Below are 16988 nucleotides of genomic sequence, written 5' to 3'. Positions count from 1 at the left end.
TTGTTGTCGGGGCGGTGGGGGTCTTGCTCCACTCTGAGCGTGTTGCCCGCCACTCACAACCCAGCGAGCCCCCCCCCCCCCCCCCCGCGCCGCCCCCCCCGCCCCCCCCGCCCCGCGACGGTGCCGCGGACCAGCGCCGCCCACTCGGCCCGGTCGCTCGGCGGCGTCACGTTGCCCCGCCACCAGAACACCGTCTGGTCCCCGGACGCGAGGCCCGGCGGCATGAAGCCCAGCTCGACGAACGGCCGGATCCCGAGCTCCAGGTACATGTCGACGACCTGGTCGACGTAGGTGAAGGAGTGCAGGACCCGCCGCTCGCCGCCGTACTCGTACGGCCGGTGCACGCCCGCGCCGGCGCTGAACAGCCCGTGCTGGCGGATGTGCCGGAACCCGATCTCCCGCTGGAGCAGCGCCAGGGAGTCCTGGTAGTCGCGACGCAACGCGAGCTCGAACCGCCCGGCCCCGATGCAGTGCCGCCACGCGTCGCCGAGCTGCCCTGTCATCCGTGCGCTTTCTTGTACCGGTTGTAGGCGGCGTTGACGACCTCGATGTAGCGGGTCATGTTCTTGCCCTTGAGCTCGCCCACGTAGGCGTCCCACTCGCTGAGCGGGCGCTGCCCGAGGATGAACTTCAGCGTCTGCTGGTTGACGTGGTCCTTGAGCGTCGTCTCCCACAACGTCGCCTGCTCGCGCTCGTCGGCGTTGAGCGGGTGCGGCGGCGCGAGGGGCTGGTTCTTGCGGCCGTTCATCACGTCCTGGAACGCCTGCTCCTCCTTGGGGAACTGGGAGTTGAGCAGCTTCGTGGTGCCGCCGTAGACGAAGACGCCGTTGAGGAAGCCGTACTCGACCTGGAGGTTCTTCGTGCCGGCGGGGTTGAGTCCGCCCCAGTTGACGTCGGGCGCGAGCTTCATCGTGCCGTCGTCGACGCTGCCGGTGTACGTCGTGCCTTCAACGCCCCACTTGGCGAAGACCTTGCCCTGCGGCGAGTAGTACAGCCAGTCCATGAACTGCATGAGCGCGACGAAGTTCTTGCTGTCGCGGGCCTTCGCCGAGATCATGACGCCGCCCTCGAGGCGGCTGCCGGCCTTCGTGTCGCCCATCGGGCCGGTCGGCGTGGGGATCTTCAGGACCGTGGCGCCGGGGATCTTCGCGATGCTGGGGCGCAGCTCGTTGACGAGGGTCTGCGCGTTGCAGCTCATCACGAACGACCTGCCGTTGGCGAACTTCTGCTTGGCGATGTCGTCGGACTGGGTGAAGCTCTCCGGGTCGACGAGCTTCTCGGCGACGAGCGAGTTGAGGTACTCGACCACCTGCTTGTACTGCGGGGTCGTGCCGGTGTAGACGAAGGCCTTCGCCGCGTCGTCCCAGCTGGCGTGCTGGTAGCTCCAGCCGGCCAGGGTGCCGTACGCGGTGCCGGCGATCGACAGCAGGTTGTTGCCGCCGGGGTTCGGCGGGCTGCTCCAGCGGTCCGACAGCGGGTACACGTCGGGGTGCGCGGCCTTCATCGCCCGCAGCACCGTGCGCAGGTCCTCCCAGGTCTTCGGGATCTGCAGGCCGAGCTGCTGCAGCACGTCGGTGCGCACCGCGAGGGAGTAGTCGGCCCAGACGTCCTCGTGCAGGCCGGGCAGCAGGTAGAACTTGCCGTCCTCCTGCCGGAACTGGTCGAGGTCGGCCTGCAGGTTCCACTTGGCGACCTGGTCGCGGAAGTTCGGCATGAGGTCGAGGTGGTCGCTGACCGGCAGGATCGCCCCGCTGGCGATGTACGCCTCCTCGTCTGGGTGGTACGTCTTCGGGATGATCATCGGTGCGTCGCCGGCCGCGACGACGACGCTGCGCTTCTGGTTGTAGTCGCTGCCGGGCACGACCGTGGCCTGCAGCGTCACGTTGGTGCGCTTCGCGAGCTCCTTGAAGAACAGCCAGTCGGCCTTGTACGGGTAGGCCGCGTTGCTGAGCATCATGATGGAGAACGTCAGCGGCTGGGCGGCGGTGAACTGCTGGCCCATGCCGTAGCCGTCCATGGCGCCGTCGCGGTGACCGGTGTAGTCCTGACCTTTCGCCTGGTCGTCGTCGTCACCGCAGCCGGCGAGCGAGACGAGCGCGGCGGCGCCGGCCGCGCCGAGCAGGGTGCGCCGTTTCAAGTGCGACATGGGGGAGCTCCTTGAAGGGTGCTGCGACTGATAAAAGGTCGGCGCGTCATCCCTTGACCGCGCCGAGGGTGATCCCGGAGACGAAGTACCGCTGGACGAACGGGTAGACGAGCATGATCGGCAGCGCGGTGAGCACGATCGTCACCGCCTGGATGTTGGCGGCGATCTGCAGCGCCGTGTCCGACGGCGTGGAGATGTCGGACCCGCCGGTCGAGCCGGCGATGAGGTTGCGCAGGTAGATGGTGACGGGGAACAGGTCGGCGTCGTCGAGGTACAGGAACGCCGGGAACCACGAGTTCCAGAAGGCCACCGCGTAGAAGAGGACCATCGTGGCGATGACGGCCTTCGACAGCGGCAGCACGATCCGCCAGAGGATGCCGTAGGTGCCGAGGCCGTCGACGGCGGCGGCCTCCTCCAGCTCGACCGGCAGCCCTTCGAAGAACGACTTCATGACGAGGAGGTTGAAGACGCTGATGGCGTTGGGCAGCACGACCGCCCACATGGTGTTGCGCAGCCCGAGCCCGCTGACGAGCACGTAGTTGGGGATCAGGCCGCCGTTGAAGAACATGGTGAACACGGCGACGCCGACGAGCAGCGCCCGGCCCTTCAGGTGCCGTTTCGACAGTACGTACGCGTAGCAGGTGGTCAGCAGCATCGAGATGGCGGTCGCGACGACCGTGTAGACGACGGTGTTGCGGTAGTTGGTCCAGAACACGGGGTCGGACATGACGACCTCGTAGGTGGTCGTGTTGAAGCCGCGCGGCAGCAGGTTGACCTCGCCGGCCTGGATCGCCTGCTCCTCGCTGAACGAGCGGGCAATGACGTTGCAGAACGGGTACAGCGTCAGCACCACGACGGCGGTGAGGACCAGCCCGATGACGGCGCGCCTCACCACAGCCCCGCTCCGACCGTCCGCTTCGACACGAAGTTCGCCGTGAGGACGAGGGTCAGGCCGATCACCGACTCGAAGAGGCCGATCGCGGCGGCGTAGCTGAAGCTGCCGGAGACCACGCCGACCCGGTACAGGTAGGTGGAGATGACGTCGGCGGTCGGGAACGTGAGCGGGTTGTACAGCAGCAGGACCTTCTCGAACCCGACCGACAGGAACGTGCCGACGTTGAGGATCAGCAGGGTCACCATCGTCGGGCGGATACCGGGCAGCGTCACGTGCCACGTCTGCCGCCACCGGCTGGCGCCGTCGATCCGGGCCGCCTCGTAGAGCTCGTGGTCGATGGTGGTGAGCGCGGCGAGGTACAGGATCGTGCCCCAGCCGACGGTCTGCCACACCTCGGAGGAGATGTAGATGGTGCGGAACCAGCCGGGCCGCTGCAGGAACGGCACGGCGTCGGCGCCGACGGCCCGCAGGCCCGCGTTGACCACGCCGTCCAGGGCGAGCAGCTGGAAGACGATGCCGGCCACGACGACGATCGACAGGAAGTGCGGCAGGTAGGAGACCGTCTGCACGAAGCGTTTGAGCCAGCGGGTGCGCACCTCGTTGAGCAGCAGCGCGAGCACGATCGGCAGCGGGAAGACGAACAGCAGGGTCAGGCCGCCGAGGACCAGCGTGTTGGTGAAGACGTGCCAGAACGTCGGGTCCTGCCAGAACATCCTGAAGTAGCGCAGGCCGACCCAGGTGTCGCCGAAGAGGTCACCGCCGGGGCGGAACCGCCGGAACGCGATGACGTTGCCGGCCATCGGCAGGTACCGGAAGACGACGAAGAACAGCAGCGGCAGCACGGCGAGGGAGTACAGCTGCCAGTCGCGGCGCAGCGCGGAGCGCCAGGTGCGACGTCTCATGCCCCTCCCTCCATGGTCGAAAGTTTCGGCAAACATTCGGAAGGCATCGGGTAATGTAGATTCATCACTACGCCCTGTCAAGGACTCGATCTAGGCGGCATGACCTGCTCACACTGTTCCTGGTCAATGTGTGGACCGTCCTGGAAACTTTCGGTCGAGGAGACCCATGCCGCAGTTCGACCTCCCACTGCCCGAGCTGCTGCGGTACGCCCCCGCGGTGGCCGAACCCGCGGACTTCGACGCGTTCTGGGCCGCGACGCTCGGCGACGCACGGGCCGTGCCGCCGGTCCTCGCCGCCGACCGGGTGACCACCGGGCTGCGGCTCGTCGACACCTGGGACGTCACCTTCGCCGGCTTCGGCGGCGACCCGGTCCGCGCCTGGTTCAGCCGGCCGGCAGTGTTGCCCGCGGTGTTGCCCGCAGGGGTGCCCGCAGGGCTGCCCGCCGTGGTGGAGTTCGCCGGCTACGGGCGCGGCCGTGGCCTGCCGCACGAGCGCCTCACCTGGGTCACGGCCGGCTACGCGCACCTGCTGATGGACAACCGCGGGCAGGGCGACCTGTACGGCAACGGCGGCGCCACCCCCGACCCGCACGCCGGCGGGTACCGGCTGGTCACCGAGGGGATCCTGGCGCCGCACGACTACTACTACCGGCGGCTGGTCACCGACGCCGTCCGGGCCGTCGACACGGTCCGGGCGCTGCCGGGCGTCGACCCGGCGCGGGTCGCGGTCGCCGGCAACAGCCAGGGCGGCGGGCTCGCCCTCGCCGTCGCGGGGCTCGTGCCCGACGTCGCGGCGCTGCTGGCGACCGCGCCGTTCCTGTGCCACTTCCAGCGGGCGGTCGCGCTGACCGACGCCTCGCCCTACGGGGAGATCGCCCAGCACCTGGCGGTGCACCGCGGCATCGAGGACCGGGTCTGGCGCACGCTGTCCTACGTGGACGGTGTCAGCTTCGCCCGGCGCGCGAAGGCGCCCGGCCACTTCGGCGCCGGCCTGCGCGACACCGTGTGCCCGCCGAGCACCGTGTTCGCCGCGTACAACGCGTACGGGTGCGCCGACCGCGTGATGCACGCCTACCCGTACAACGGCCACGAGGGCGGCGACGCGGTCCACGTGCGGCGCCAGCTGGACTGGCTGCCCTCGAAACTTTCGGCGTAGACTCGCGGGCTATGCCGACCCCCAGGCCGCCGCACAGCAGGGCCACCATGTCGGAGATCGCGGCCGAGGCCGGGGTGTCCGTCCCCACCGTGTCGAAGGTGCTCAACGGCCGGCGCGACGTCGCCCCGGCGACCCGGGAGCGGGTCGAGGCGCTGCTGCGCGCCCGCAGCTACCTGCCCCGCCGCACGCCGCCGGCCCGCACCGCCGGCCTCATCGACGTCGTCTTCGTCGACCTCGGCAGCCCGTGGGCGATGCAGATCCTCGCCGGCGTCGAGGAGGTCGCGCACCGCGCCGGCACCGGCGTCGTGGTCTCCGCCGTGCACGGGCGCACCCGCACCGCGCCCGACCGCCGCTGGCTGGAGCACCTCGCCGCGCGCCGCTCCGACGGCGTCCTGCTCGTGCTGTCCGAGCTCGCCGCCGACCAGCGCGAGCGCCTCGCCGACCTCGGCATCCCCGTCGTCGTCGTCGACCCGGCGGGGCAGCCCGACCCGAGCGTCCCGTCGGTCGGCGCCACCAACTGGACCGGCGCGCTCACCGCCACCGAGCACCTGATCGGCCTCGGCCACCGGCGGATCGCCGTCATCGGCGGCCCCGGCGACGTGCTGTGCGCCCGCGCCCGCGTCGACGGCTACCGGGCGGCGATGCACGCCGCCGGCCTCGACGTCCCCGCCGGATACGAGCGCACCGGCGACTTCACCAGCCCGACCGGCCACCGGGAGACCCTGGCGCTGCTGGACCTGCCGGAGCCGCCGACCGCGATCTTCGCGTGCGCCGACGAGATGGCCCGCGGCGCCTACGAGGCCCTGCACGAGCGCGGCCTGCGCGTCCCGGACGACCTGAGCGTCGTCGGGTTCGATGACCTGGAGCAGGCCCGCTGGTCGATCCCGCCGCTGACCACCGTGCGGCAGCCGCTGACCGAGATGGCCGGCCTGGCGACCCGGATGCTGCTGTCCCTCGCCGCCGGCGAGACCCTGGACTCGACCCGCCTGGAGCTGGCCACCCCGCTCGTCGTGCGGTCCAGCACCACGCCGCCTGGAAATGTTTCCATGTCCTTCGAACGAAGGCGGCCATAGACTGGCGCCGTGGACTCCGCGAGCGCGCCAGCCCCCGGCGGCCGCCGGCGCCGCGGCGAGGTCACCGTGGCGACCATCGCCCGGCTCGCCGGGGTGTCGCCGCCGACGGTCTCGAAAGTTCTGAACGGTCGGTCCGGCATCGCTGTGGAGACCCGCGACCGGGTCGAGGCGCTGCTGCGCGAGCACGGCTACCGGCGCGGCGAGCAGCACGGCGGCGCGGCCGCGACGCCGAGCGTCGAGGTCGCCTTCTACGGCCTGGAGAGCCACCTGGCGATGGAGATCCTGCGCGGCGTCGAGCAGGTCGTCCGCGACCGGGGCCTCGCCGTCGGGTTCACCGACCTGCAGGGCCCCGCGCCCGGCGGGCGCCGCACCGCCGACCGGCTCCTCGCCCGCCGCCCCACCGGCGTCATCGCGGTCAACTCGGCGTTCCGGGCCCGCCAGTACGAGCAGCTCGCCGCCGGTGGCGTGCCGATGGTGGTGCTCGACCCGACCGGCGAGCCGATGCACCCGATCCCGTCGGTCGGCGCGACGAACTGGAGCGGCGGCATCGCCGCGACCCGGCACCTGCTCGACCTCGGCCACCGGCGGGTCGGCGTGATCACCGGCCCGATGGAGTACCTGTGCGCCCGCGCCCGCCTCGAGGCCTGCCGCGGCGCCCTCGACGCCGCCGGGGCCCCGCTCGACCCGGCCCTGGTGCGGCACGGCCGGTTCGACTTCGACGACGGCGTCCTGCTCGGCCGGCAGCTGCTGTCGCTGAAGCACCCGCCGACCGCGATCCTGTGCGGCGACGACCTGCAGGCCCTCGGCGTCTACGAGGCCGCCCGCCTGCTCGGCGTCCGCATCCCCGACGACGTCAGCGTCGTCGGCTTCGACGACATCGAGGTGACCCGCTGGTGCGGGCCGCCGATGACGACGGTGCGGCAGCCGTTCGCGGAGATGGGCGCGACCGCCGCCCGCATGGTGCTGCAACTGGCGGTCGGCGAGCCGGTCGAGCCCGCCCGCGTGGAGCTCGCCACCAGGCTCGTCGTGCGCGCCAGCACCGCACCCCCGTCGTCGTGAGCCGCCCCGCCGTGGACCGGACGGCGAAGGCCGTCATCTCCGAGCTGCTCGCCCGCGACGTCGTCCCCGTGCTCAAGCGGCACGGGTTCGCCGGGCGGGGGCGCAACTTCCGCCGTACGCGGGAAGGCCGGCAGGAGCTCGTCACCGTCGAGCCGCACCGGTGGAACGACCGGCACGGTGGCGCGTTCGCGATCGACCTCGGCGTCTTCATCGACGCCCTCGACGCCGCCGAGTCCCCGGTGCCGCCGGCCGAGCCGCCGGCGCGGCACGAGTGCCACCTCCATGTCGGCAGCGGCTTCCGGTGGACGTTCGACGCGGTCACCGACCTGCGCGCCCTGGGCGCCTCGGCCGGCGAGTGGGTGCTGCGGGAGGCGCTGCCGCGCTTCGACCGGCTCGCCACCGGCGCCGGCGTCCTGGACTGGCTGCGCGACCGGACCGACCCGCCGGGGCTGCGGCAGGTGTACCTGGCGGCCACCGCGGGCGCGCCGGAGCTGGCCCAGGCGTGGCTGGACCGGGTCGTCGCCGAGGCCGCGCCGTGGCCGCTGCCGGTGCGCCGCGAGGCGGCCAGGTTCGCGGCGCTGCTCGGGCTGCGCTGCCCGCCGCCGGTGGACTCCCCCACGCTGACGGTGACGCTGCGGCTGCCCCACGACGTCCCGCCGGCGCGGCAGGAGGAGGCGCTGCGGCAGCTGTCGTACAAGCTGCACCAGCACCTCACCGAGCTACGTGCGGGCCGGCCGGCGGCGCAGGCCGCGACGCTCTACCACGCGCTGCGCCGCGACGGCCTCGTGTGCACCGCCGACTTCTACGGCGCGCCCGCCGAGGACCTCCTGCGTCCGCTGCGGCGCGCGTTCGCGAAGCTGGCCCCGCAGTTCGCCGACATCCGTGAAAGTTCCACACCGGGTGGTGGGTCACCGGCCCCGCCGCCGCCACCTGATTGACACACCGCACCGGGGTGCACACGCTCTGCGCGTGGAGACAGTGACGAGCCACGTCGTCGCGTTCCAGGGCGACGGAGCGGGCGCCGAGGAGCTGACCTGGGGCCAGCGCGACGTGTGGGACCTCATGCGGCGCACCGGCCGGACGATGAACATCGGCGGCGCGGTCCGCGCCGGCGACGGCGAGACCGTCGAGGGGGTCGCGGCCGTGCTGCGCTTCCTCGTCGGGCGGCACCAGGCCCTCCGCACCCGGCTGTCCCCGGTGGACGGTGGCCCGCCGCGGCAGGTGGTGTCGGCCTCCGGCGAGATCGCCCTCGAGGTCGTGGACGTCGTGGACGACGAGCCGGACCTGGTCGCCGAGCGGCTGCGGGTGCGGTACCAGACGACGCCGTTCGACCCGTTCGCGGAGTGGCCGGTGCGGATGGCCGTGGTGCGCTCCGGCGGGACGCTCACGCACGTGGTCGTCATGTACTACCACGTGGTCGTCGACGGGTTCGGCATCAACGCGATCGTCCGCGACCTCGCCCGCCTCGACCCGGCGACCGGTCTCGCGACCGCGCCCGCCGAGGGCACGCAGCCGCTCGACCTCGCGCGCCGGCAACGGGCGCCGGAGGCGCTGCGGCAGAGCGGGAAGTCGCTGCGGTACTGGCAGCGCCAACTCCTGCGGGTCCCGCCCGCACCGGTGCCGTCCACACCCCCGGACGGCCCACGCTTCCGGGAGATCGTGTGCGTGTCGCCGGCCCTCGCCCTCGCGGTCCGGCGGCTCTCCGCACGGACCAGGGTGGCGTCCGGGCCGATCCTCCTCGCCGCGTACGCCGTCGCCACCGCCCGCCTCACCGGCGCCGACACCGCCGTCGTGCAGGTCATCGTCAGCAACCGGTTCCGGCCCGGGTTCGCCGACGCGGTCGGCAGCCTGCGGCAGTTCGGGCTGTGCGTCATCGACGTCGGCGGCCCGTTCGAGGAGGTGGTCGCGCGGGCGTGGAGCGCGGCGATCGGCGCCTACAAGCACGGCTACTACGACACCGCGGCGCACCAGTCGCTCGTCGCCGGCCGCGAGTCCGACCTGTCGTGCTACCTCAACGACCGCCGCATGGAGACCCGCGCCGACGACGCGGCCGCGGACCCGCCGGACGGCGACGTCGAGGCCGCGCTGCCGCTCACGAAGCTGGACTGGGGCGTGCACGAGGAGACCTACGACGGCTCGCTCTACCTGCACGTCGAGGACACCGCGGACGCAGTGGACGCAGTGGACGCCGTCATGTTCACGCTGTGGGGCGACACCCACCGGTACCCGCCGGAGGCGCTGCTGCGGTGCGCCCGCGACATCGAGGCGGTCGTCGTCGACCCGTTCAGAAGTCGCGGGCCCCGTCGAACCAGCGGGCCGCCGCCTCGGTGAGGTCCCCGCACGGGGTGGCGGCGGTCAACCGGTGGACGGCCTCGCCGGCGTCCTCGCGCTCCGTCGTCTCGATGCCGGGCAGCGCGTTCACCGCGCCGACGAACCCGCGCACCGCCGCCTCCACGTCCTGTCGCGTCGTGGCCGCCCCGATCGCATCCTCCGCCGCGCGGTACGCCGCCGTCGCCGCCTTCGCGGTGCGCGACGGCCAGCTCGCGAACGGCAGGCCGTGCCCGGCGGCGAACCATTCGGGCCTGCGCAGCCTGGTGACGGTGCCGTGCCCGCGCAGCCGCCTCCCCACCACGGCGTCCACATCGGACGCGAACAGGCGGGTCAGGTCCGGCCAGGTGTCCACCGCGGGCAGGCCGGTGAGGTCGGGGCACAGGTGCAGGTGCAGCGCGGTCAGCCGGCACAGCCCGCCGAGCGCGTCCACATTGGCCAGTCCCCCGCTGAGCGTCAGGGCGCGCAGCTCCGGGAACTGCAGCAGGCTCGCGCAGTCGAACGGCTGCCGTAGCGGCGGCACGGTGACCCTGACCGAGTGCGCGCCGGCGAGCGCGGGCAGGTCCGGCAGCCGCAGCGGCGGTCCGTCCGGCGCGGGCCGGGTGTCCGGGGCGAAGGACAGGCCGGGACAGGCGGCACCCGGAGCGAGGTCAGGGACCAGCAGGCGCGGGTCGCCGGTGACCATGAGGTGCCCGCGCCCCGCCGGCAGCGTCAGGCGCAGCGGCGCGTCGCGCAGGGTGATGCCGAGCGTGCCGATGTCCGCCGCGGCGGCGTCGACGGCGTGCGCCGCGCGCGGCCGCCAGTCGAAGGTCTCGATCGGCCGGCGCCCGGCCCAGCGGAAGAAGCCTGTGTCGTCGCCGTCGTAGACGATCCGGCGCGGCCACGGGTACCCGGCCGGGACGGTGAACGGGTCGAACACCGACCAGTCGATCGCGTCGCCGGGCGCGACGACCAGGTCCGGGCGCGGCGTGCCGCCCTCGGGCCCGATGACGACGACGCCGACGCCGGGCCGGCGCTCCAGCCGGTGACTGTCCGGCCCGGTCAGGGAGAGCTTCACCGGGCCTCGACGAACGCCTCTTCGTCGTTCAGCGCGCGGTACTCCTCCATGCCCAGCAGCGCGACGGCCGGCGCCACCTGGGTGTGCATGGCGAGCAGTGCCGCGATCTTGCGATCGAGGTCCGCTCCCGTCAGGTGTACGCGCAGCGCCAGCTCCTCCTCCACGACGCCGACCGGCCGCTCGTCGGTCATGAAGACCTGCCACTGCTCGTACCGCTCGCTCCAGGCGGCCAGGTGCTCCTGGGTCATGGCGGCGTGCAGGAGCCGCCCGGGCCGGCCCGCCCGCTCCCAGGCGGCGCCGACCCACGCGGAGATCGTCTGATGGTCGGGGTGGAACGTGCCGCCGTCCGGCCCGAACGTCAGCACCGTGTCGGGGGCGACGTCGGCCAGCAGCGCCGCGATCCGCTCGACCGGCTCGGCCGGGTCCATGGCCGCCAGCCCGCCGTCGGGGTAGCCGAGGAACCGGTGGTCGGTGACGCCGAGCACGGCCATCGCGGCGGCGGCCTCCCAGCGGCGGGTGCGGCCGAGCCGCTCCGGCGGCCACGCGACCGGGTCGTCGGTGCCGAGCTCGCCGGCGGTGGCGCTGACGCACACGACCCGCTGCCCGTTGGCGACAGCGGCCGCCATGATGCCCCCGGCACCGTACGTCTCGTCGTCGGGGTGCGCCCAGATGGACACGATCGTGCCGAGCTTCTCCGCCTGCTCCGTGACCCGCTGCTCCACGCGTCCATCTTGCCGGTTCCGCTCGGCCGCCGGGCGCCCGCCGCGGTGTGACGGAGCTCCCGCAACGCTCCGTCACGCGCGGTGAGCGACAATACTGCGGTGAGCCGGATCCTCATCGTCGACGACGACGAGCCGCTGCTGCGCGCGCTGCGGATCAACCTCACCGCCCGCGGCTACCAGGTGGACACCGCCGGGACCGCGACCGCCGGCCTCATCTCGGCCGGCAACCACCGCCCCGATCTCGTCATCGTCGACCTCGGCCTGCCCGACCTCGACGGCATCGAGGTGGTGAAGGGCCTGCGGGCCTGGAGCGCCGTGCCCATCGTCGTCCTGTCGGCCCGCCACTCCGAGCCCGCCAAGGTGGCCGCCCTCGACGCCGGCGCCGACGACTACGTCACCAAACCCTTCGGCGTCGACGAGTTCCTCGCCCGCATCCGGGCCGCCCTCCGCCGCGGCGCACCCCCGGCGGCGACGGCGACGGCGACGGTCGTGCGGACCGACGCCTTCGTCCTCGACCTGACCGCCAAGCGCGCCACCATTCCCACCGGCGACGTCCACCTCACCCCGACCGAGTGGCACCTCCTGGAGGTCCTCGCCCGCACGCCCGGCACCCTCGTCGAGCACCGCCGCCTCCTCCGCGAGGTCTGGGGCCCCCGGTACGAGACGGAGACGAACTACCTGCGGGTCCACTTCGCCAACCTCCGCCGCAAGCTCGAGCCCGACCCCGCCAACCCCCGCCACCTCCTCACCCATCCGGGCCTCGGCTACCGGCTGGAGCTCTGACCGCCGCGGCGTCACGGCGACGAGAACCTGTCCGCCGGCGCCGGGTCGTCGAAGAGCGTGATCGCGGTGATGCCCGCCTCGGTGACCGTGAGGACGGCCAGGCCGAACAGCTCGCCGTGCCGGCACCCCCGGAAGGGATCGGTCCGGCGCGACCGGAAGGCTGGTAGACAGGAGAACCGGGGCTTCGCTTCGTGAAGGCGGTGACCGTGACGCGTGGGCTGCTGCGGGTGTACCTCGGCGCCGCACCCGGCGTCGGGAAGACGTTCCGGATGCTGGAGGAGGCGCACCGCCGCCGGGACCGCGGCACCGACGTCGTCGTCGGCGTCGCCGAGACCCACGGCCGGCCGCGCACCGCCGGCCTGCTCGACGGCCTCGAGGTGCTGCCACGCCGGGAGGTGCGGCACCGCGGCGCCGGGTTCACCGAGCTGGACCTCGACGCGGTCCTGGCCCGCCGGCCCGAGGTGGTCGTCGTCGACGAGCTCGCCCACACCAACGTCCCCGGCTCCCGCAACGCCAAGCGGTGGCAGGACGTGCAGGAGCTTCTCGACGCCGGCATCACCGTGCTCACCACCGTCAACGTGCAGCACCTCGAGTCGCTCAACGACGTCGTCCAGCAGATCACGGGCGTGCCGCAGCGCGAGACCGTCCCCGACGCCGTCGTGCGCCGCGCCGGGCAGATCGAGCTCGTCGACATGGACCCGGAGGCGCTGCGCCGCCGCATGGCACACGGCAACGTGTACGGCGCCGAGCAGGTCGACGCGGCGCTCGGCGACTACTTCCGGGTCGGCAACCTCACCGCGCTGCGGGAGCTGGCCCTGCTGTGGCTCGCCGGGAAGGTCGACGAGCAGCTCGACCGGCACCGGGCGGGGCACGGCGTCGAGGCGGCCCGGGAGGCCTGGGAGGCCTGGGAGGCCCGGGAGGCCCGGGAACGCGTCGTCGTCGCCCTCGCCGGCGGACCCGAGGGCGAGGCGCTGCTGCGCCGGGCGGCCCGGATCGCGGCCCGCACCAAGGGCGCCGACCTCCTCGCCGTCCACGTCGTGCGCGGTGACGGTCTCGCCGGCGCCGACCCGGCCCGGCTGGCCCGCCAGCAGGTGCTCACGGAGCGGCTCGGCGGCACGTACCACCAGGTCGTCGGCACCTCCGTGCCCACCGCGCTGCTCGACTTCGCCCGCGGCGTCAACGCCACCCAGCTGGTCCTCGGCACCAGCCGCCGGCACCGGCTCGCGCAGCTGCTGTCCCCGGGTGTCGGCGTCACCACCGCCGCGGCGGCCGGCCCGATCGACGTGCACCTCGTCACGCACCTCGTCACGCACCTCGTCACACACAAAGAGACCCGCCGGGGCCGCCCGCGCCCCGTGCCGCCGCTGGTCGCCGGCGGGCTCACCCCGCGCCGCCGGCTCGCCGGGTTCCTGCTCGCCGGGCTGGGCCTGCCGCTGCTCACCGCGGGCCTGTCCGCCACGCGCGGCGAGGTGTCCCTGTCCCTGGACATCCTGGCGTACCTGCTGCTGACGGTCGCCGTCGCGCTCACCGGCGGGCTGTACCCGGCGCTGCTGGCCGCGGTCGGCGGATTCCTGCTGCTCAACTACGTGTTCACGCCGCCGGTGCACCGGTTCGCCGTCGCCGACCCGGAGAACCTCCTGGCGCTGCTCGGGTTCGTCGTCGTCGCCGTGGCCGTGTCCACGGTGGTCGACCTGGCGGCCCGCCGTACCAGAGAAGCCACCGCCGCCCGGGCGGAGGCACAGACCATGTCCACGCTCGCGGCCGCCGTCCTGCACGGTGACCGGCCGCTGCCGGCACTGCTGGCGCAGGTCCGGGAGGCGTTCGCCCTCACCGCCGTCACCCTCCTCGCCCGGTCGGAGACCACGGGCTGGGAGGTCGCCGCCGCCGTGGGCGACCTCCCCGCGACGACGCCCGCCGAGGGCGACCCGCCCACGATGACCGCCGAGGGCGACCCGCCTTCGACGATGCCCTTCTTGGGCGACCTTCCCGCGACGACGCCCACCGGGGGCGACCTTCCATCGACGGCGCCCGCCGACGGTGAGATCGAGGTGCCGATCGACGACGACCTCCGCCTGGTCCTGCGCGGCCGTACGCTCGCCGCCGCCGACCGCCGGCTCGTCGAGGCGTTCGCCGTGCACGCCGCGATCGCCCTGCGCCAGCAGGACCTCGCCGCCCAGGCCGCGGCCGCGGAGACCCTCGCCGAGGTCGACCGCCTGCGCACCGCCCTGCTCGCCGCCGTCAGCCACGACCTGCGCACCCCGCTCGCCGCGGCCAAGGCCGCCGTCGGCACCCTGCGCAGCGGCGACGTGCCGCTGTCCGGGTCCGACCGCGCGGAGCTGCTGGCCGTGGCCGAGGAGTCCCTGGACCGCCTCAACCGCCTCGTCGAGAACCTCCTGGACATGAGCCGCCTGCAGGCCGGCGCCCTGGGCCTGCAGATGCGCCCGGTGTCCGTCGCCGCGGCGGTCCGTGACACCGGGGTGCCCGTCCGCGTTCCCGACGACCTTCCCCCGGTGCTCGCCGACCCGGCACTGCTGGAGCGGATCCTCGACAACCTGCTGTCCAACGCCCTGCGGTACAGCCCTCCTTTGCGCCGGCCGACGATCACCGCCAGCACCCACGCCGGGCGCGTCGAGATCCGCGTCGTCGACCACGGCCCCGGCATCCCCGCCGAGGACCACGACCGCGTCTTCCAGCCCTTCCAGCGCCTCGGCGACCGCGACAACACCGCCGGCGTCGGCCTGGGCCTGGCGCTGTCCCGCGGCCTGGCCTCGGCGATGGGCGGCACCCTGACCCCGGAGCCCACCCCAGGGGGTGGCCTCACCATGGTCCTGAGCTTCCCCTTGATCTCAACCTAGGTTGAGGTCCTACGGTCCACTGGTGTCATCGAGCGCGCAACCGAAGGACCTGCTGACCGTCGGTGAGGTCACCGCCCGGACGGGGGTGGCCGCGTCCGCCCTGCGGTTCTACGAGGCCGAGGGCCTCATCACGGCCGAGCGCAACCGTGGCAACCAGCGGCTGTACCGCCGGCACATGCTGCGCCGGATCTCGCTCATCCTCGCGGCCCGGCGGCTCGGCATCCCGCTCGCCGACGTCGCGCAGATCTTCACCACCCTGCCCGCCGACGAGGCGCCGAGCCACCGGGACTGGGTGCGGGTGTCCCGGGTGTGGAAGCGCGAGCTCGAGGACCGCCGCCGGTACATCGTCAACCTCGAACGCCAGCTCACCGCCTGCATCGGCTGCGGCTGCCTCTCCATGCGGTCGTGCGACCTGCTCAACCCGGACGACCGGCTCGGCACGCGCGGCCAGGGCCCGGTCCGCCTCGACGAGCCGGCCTGACTACGCCAGGGCCTCGTCGTGGACCTGCGGCGGCAGGGCCGCCACGAACGCGTGGTCACCCGGGATGCGGTCCACCCGCGAGGCCCCGCCCGGCGAGCCGACCCCGGCGAAGAACCCGGCGTTGACGGCGGTGAACTGGCTCCACTCGGCGGGCAGGTCGTCCTCGTAGAAGATGGCCTCGACCGGGCAGACCGGCTCGCACGCGCCGCAGTCGATGCACTCGTCCGGCTGGACGTACAGCATCCGGTCGCCCTCGTAGATGCACTCGACCGGGCACTCGTCGAGGCACGCCTTGTCCATCAGGTCCACGCACGGCAACGCGATCACGTAGGTCATGCCGCGGAGACTATGAGCTCAACCGCACTTGAGCTCAAGTACCTATAGGGTGGTGCGATGGCGTCGGTCAAACAGTTCCAGGTCACCTTCGACTGCGCGGACCCGCAGCGCGTCGCCCGCTTCTGGTCGGAGGTGCTGGGCTACGTCCTGCCACCCGACCAGAAGGATCCGGCGTCCGCGTCGTGCTCCGACCCCACCGGCGTCGGCCCCCGCCTGTACTTCCAGCGCGTCCCCGAGGGCAAGGTCGTCAAGAACCGCGTCCACCTGGACGTGCGCGTCGGCACCGGCCTCGTCGGCGAGGCACGCCTGGCCGCCCTCGAAGCCGAATGCGCCCGCCTCCTCCCCCTCGGCGCGGTCCGCGGCAACCTCCTGCTCGCCGACGGCGTGAACGAGTCCTGCCTCGTCATGCAAGACATCGAAGGCAACGAGTTCTGCCTTGATTGACCATCGTCAGGTGATGGTCGAGGATGCGCAGGACGCGGCTGGGCTGATTGCCCGGGCCATCTGTGATGCGGTCGGGGAATCCGTGAAGTCGGTGATCCTGCACGGGTCGCTCTCGGACGGTGGATTCCGGCCGGGGCGGAGCGACATCGACCTGCTCGTGGTTGTCGACAGGAGCCTTACCGATGCGGAGGCGGGCGGCGTCGAGCGGCTGGTCCGGGATGCCGGTGTGGGCAGTGCGTCGGGGATCGACCTGCACGTGGTGACGGCCGCGGTGGCCGCGGCGCCGGGGCGGGAGCCTGCGCTGGAGCTGCACGTCGGGCGGTACGGGCAGGGGGAGGTCGAGGTCGAGCGGGCGGTCGGCGGGTACCCGGACCTGCTCGCGGAGCTGTCCATGGCGCGGGACGGTGGGCGGGCGCTCGCCGGGGCCGCGCCGCGGGACGTGCTCGCGCCTGTGCCGGCCGAGTGGGTGGTCGATCGTGGACGGCACTGGTTGGAGGTGTGGCGGTCGCTCACGGACGACACCGAGCACGCCGCGTTCATGGTGCTCACCGCGTGCCGGATCTGGCAGTTCGCGGTGGAGCGCGGGCACGGGTCCAAGGCGCAGGCGGCGCGGTGGGCGCTCGAACGTCGGCCCGCACTCACCGCTGTACACCAGGCGCTCCTGCAACACGAGCAGGGGACGGCGACCGTGATCGACGAGGCCGGCGTCGCGGAGCTGCTCGAGCTCGTGCTGCGGGAGACGGGGTGAGGG

The 16988-nt window shown here is 73.2% G+C and carries 17 protein-coding genes; 10 read left to right on the top strand and 7 right to left on the bottom strand.

Translation table 11 applies throughout. The features are described from left to right. Positions 1 to 53: 53 nt before the first annotated feature. From ABZ321_RS53865 to ABZ321_RS53850, 4 genes are read right to left on the bottom strand one after another with little or no spacing between them, the layout of a single operon-like run. Positions 54 to 503 carry a hypothetical protein gene (locus ABZ321_RS53865; protein ID WP_354904168.1) on the bottom strand — a complete coding sequence of 150 codons (450 nt, stop codon included), beginning with the start codon at positions 501 to 503 and terminating at the stop codon, positions 54 to 56. After that, entirely contained in the window at positions 500 to 2146 is a 1647-nt protein-coding gene (locus ABZ321_RS53860; RefSeq protein WP_354904167.1) for an extracellular solute-binding protein, read from the bottom strand. The genes ABZ321_RS53865 and ABZ321_RS53860 overlap by 4 nt, the downstream gene beginning before the upstream one ends. A 46-nt stretch (positions 2147 to 2192) precedes the next feature. After that, entirely contained in the window at positions 2193 to 3041 is an 849-nt protein-coding gene (locus ABZ321_RS53855) for a carbohydrate ABC transporter permease (protein ID WP_354904165.1), read from the bottom strand. Further along, a complete protein-coding gene (locus tag ABZ321_RS53850; protein WP_344498763.1) occupies positions 3035 to 3943 on the bottom strand; it encodes an ABC transporter permease subunit in 909 nt (302 codons plus the stop codon). The genes ABZ321_RS53855 and ABZ321_RS53850 overlap by 7 nt, the downstream gene beginning before the upstream one ends. 166 nt (positions 3944 to 4109) lie before the next feature. On the opposite strand from ABZ321_RS53850, the gene ABZ321_RS53845 reads away from it, so the two are divergent. Genes ABZ321_RS53845 through ABZ321_RS53825 form a run of 5 tightly spaced genes read left to right on the top strand, consistent with a single transcriptional unit; the run spans position 4110 to position 9562 of the window. Beyond that, complete coding sequence (locus ABZ321_RS53845) at positions 4110 to 5099, top strand: acetylxylan esterase (RefSeq protein WP_354904162.1); 990 nt, start codon at positions 4110 to 4112, stop codon at positions 5097 to 5099. A gap of 11 nt (positions 5100 to 5110) precedes the next feature. Further along, positions 5111 to 6172 (top strand): LacI family DNA-binding transcriptional regulator, encoded by a 1062-nt coding sequence (locus ABZ321_RS53840; protein ID WP_354904160.1) that lies wholly within the window; start codon positions 5111 to 5113, stop codon positions 6170 to 6172. A 9-nt stretch (positions 6173 to 6181) separates the two neighbouring features. Next, positions 6182 to 7231 carry a LacI family DNA-binding transcriptional regulator gene (locus ABZ321_RS53835; RefSeq protein ID WP_354904159.1) on the top strand — a complete coding sequence of 350 codons (1050 nt, stop codon included), beginning with the start codon at positions 6182 to 6184 and terminating at the stop codon, positions 7229 to 7231. Then, positions 7228 to 8169, top strand: coding sequence for a DUF4304 domain-containing protein (locus tag ABZ321_RS53830; protein WP_354904157.1), 942 nt, complete (start codon positions 7228 to 7230; stop codon positions 8167 to 8169). Before ABZ321_RS53835 ends, ABZ321_RS53830 begins: the two co-directional genes overlap by 4 nt. A gap of 31 nt (positions 8170 to 8200) precedes the next feature. Then, on the top strand, positions 8201 to 9562 hold the full coding sequence (locus ABZ321_RS53825) for a condensation domain-containing protein (RefSeq protein WP_354904156.1): 1362 nt from the start codon (positions 8201 to 8203) through the stop codon (positions 9560 to 9562). Here the strand turns inward: ABZ321_RS53825 and ABZ321_RS53820 are convergent. Together ABZ321_RS53820 and ABZ321_RS53815 are read right to left on the bottom strand one after the other, a co-directional pair. After that, the gene (locus tag ABZ321_RS53820) at positions 9516 to 10616 is read right to left on the bottom strand and encodes a hypothetical protein (RefSeq protein WP_354904154.1); all 1101 of its coding nucleotides are present in this window, start codon (positions 10614 to 10616) and stop codon (positions 9516 to 9518) included. The two genes, ABZ321_RS53825 and ABZ321_RS53820, sit on opposite strands and share 47 nt — an antisense overlap. Next, on the bottom strand, positions 10613 to 11338 hold the full coding sequence (locus ABZ321_RS53815; RefSeq protein WP_354904153.1) for a PIG-L family deacetylase: 726 nt from the start codon (positions 11336 to 11338) through the stop codon (positions 10613 to 10615). Before ABZ321_RS53815 ends, ABZ321_RS53820 begins: the two co-directional genes overlap by 4 nt. Before the next feature lie 99 nt (positions 11339 to 11437). Between ABZ321_RS53815 and ABZ321_RS53810 the strand changes: the two genes are divergently transcribed. The 3 genes from ABZ321_RS53810 to soxR all read left to right on the top strand — a co-directional run bounded on the left by ABZ321_RS53810 (position 11438) and on the right by soxR (position 15457). Next, positions 11438 to 12121: a response regulator gene (locus ABZ321_RS53810; RefSeq protein WP_354904151.1), complete on the top strand. Its 684-nt coding sequence runs from the start codon at positions 11438 to 11440 to the stop codon at positions 12119 to 12121. A 206-nt stretch (positions 12122 to 12327) separates the two neighbouring features. Continuing rightward, the gene (locus ABZ321_RS53805; RefSeq protein ID WP_354904150.1) at positions 12328 to 14976 is read left to right on the top strand and encodes an ATP-binding protein; all 2649 of its coding nucleotides are present in this window, start codon (positions 12328 to 12330) and stop codon (positions 14974 to 14976) included. A 22-nt stretch (positions 14977 to 14998) separates the two neighbouring features. Next, positions 14999 to 15457 (top strand): redox-sensitive transcriptional activator SoxR, encoded by a 459-nt coding sequence (gene soxR / locus ABZ321_RS53800; RefSeq protein ID WP_344498745.1) that lies wholly within the window; start codon positions 14999 to 15001, stop codon positions 15455 to 15457. Here the strand turns inward: soxR and fdxA are convergent, their stop codons facing one another. Further along, on the bottom strand, positions 15458 to 15793 hold the full coding sequence (gene fdxA / locus ABZ321_RS53795; RefSeq protein WP_344498743.1) for a ferredoxin: 336 nt from the start codon (positions 15791 to 15793) through the stop codon (positions 15458 to 15460). It lies immediately after the preceding gene. Between the two features lie 57 nt (positions 15794 to 15850). Here fdxA and ABZ321_RS53790 point away from each other — a divergent pair, with 57 nt between their 5' ends. Both ABZ321_RS53790 and ABZ321_RS53785 read left to right on the top strand, forming a co-directional pair. Beyond that, a complete protein-coding gene (locus ABZ321_RS53790) occupies positions 15851 to 16237 on the top strand; it encodes a VOC family protein (protein ID WP_354904148.1) in 387 nt (128 codons plus the stop codon). A 13-nt stretch (positions 16238 to 16250) separates the two neighbouring features. Further along, the gene (locus ABZ321_RS53785; protein WP_354904169.1) at positions 16251 to 16985 is read left to right on the top strand and encodes an aminoglycoside adenylyltransferase domain-containing protein; all 735 of its coding nucleotides are present in this window, start codon (positions 16251 to 16253) and stop codon (positions 16983 to 16985) included. Positions 16986 to 16988: the final 3 nt, after the last annotated feature.

The organism is Dactylosporangium sp. NPDC006015 (assembly GCF_040614215.1).
In the GTDB taxonomy this organism is placed as follows: Bacteria; Actinomycetota; Actinomycetes; order Mycobacteriales; family Micromonosporaceae; genus Dactylosporangium; species Dactylosporangium maewongense.
The sequence above is the reverse complement of the archived record's forward strand: the minus strand, read 5'-3'. Positions and strand labels throughout refer to the sequence as shown.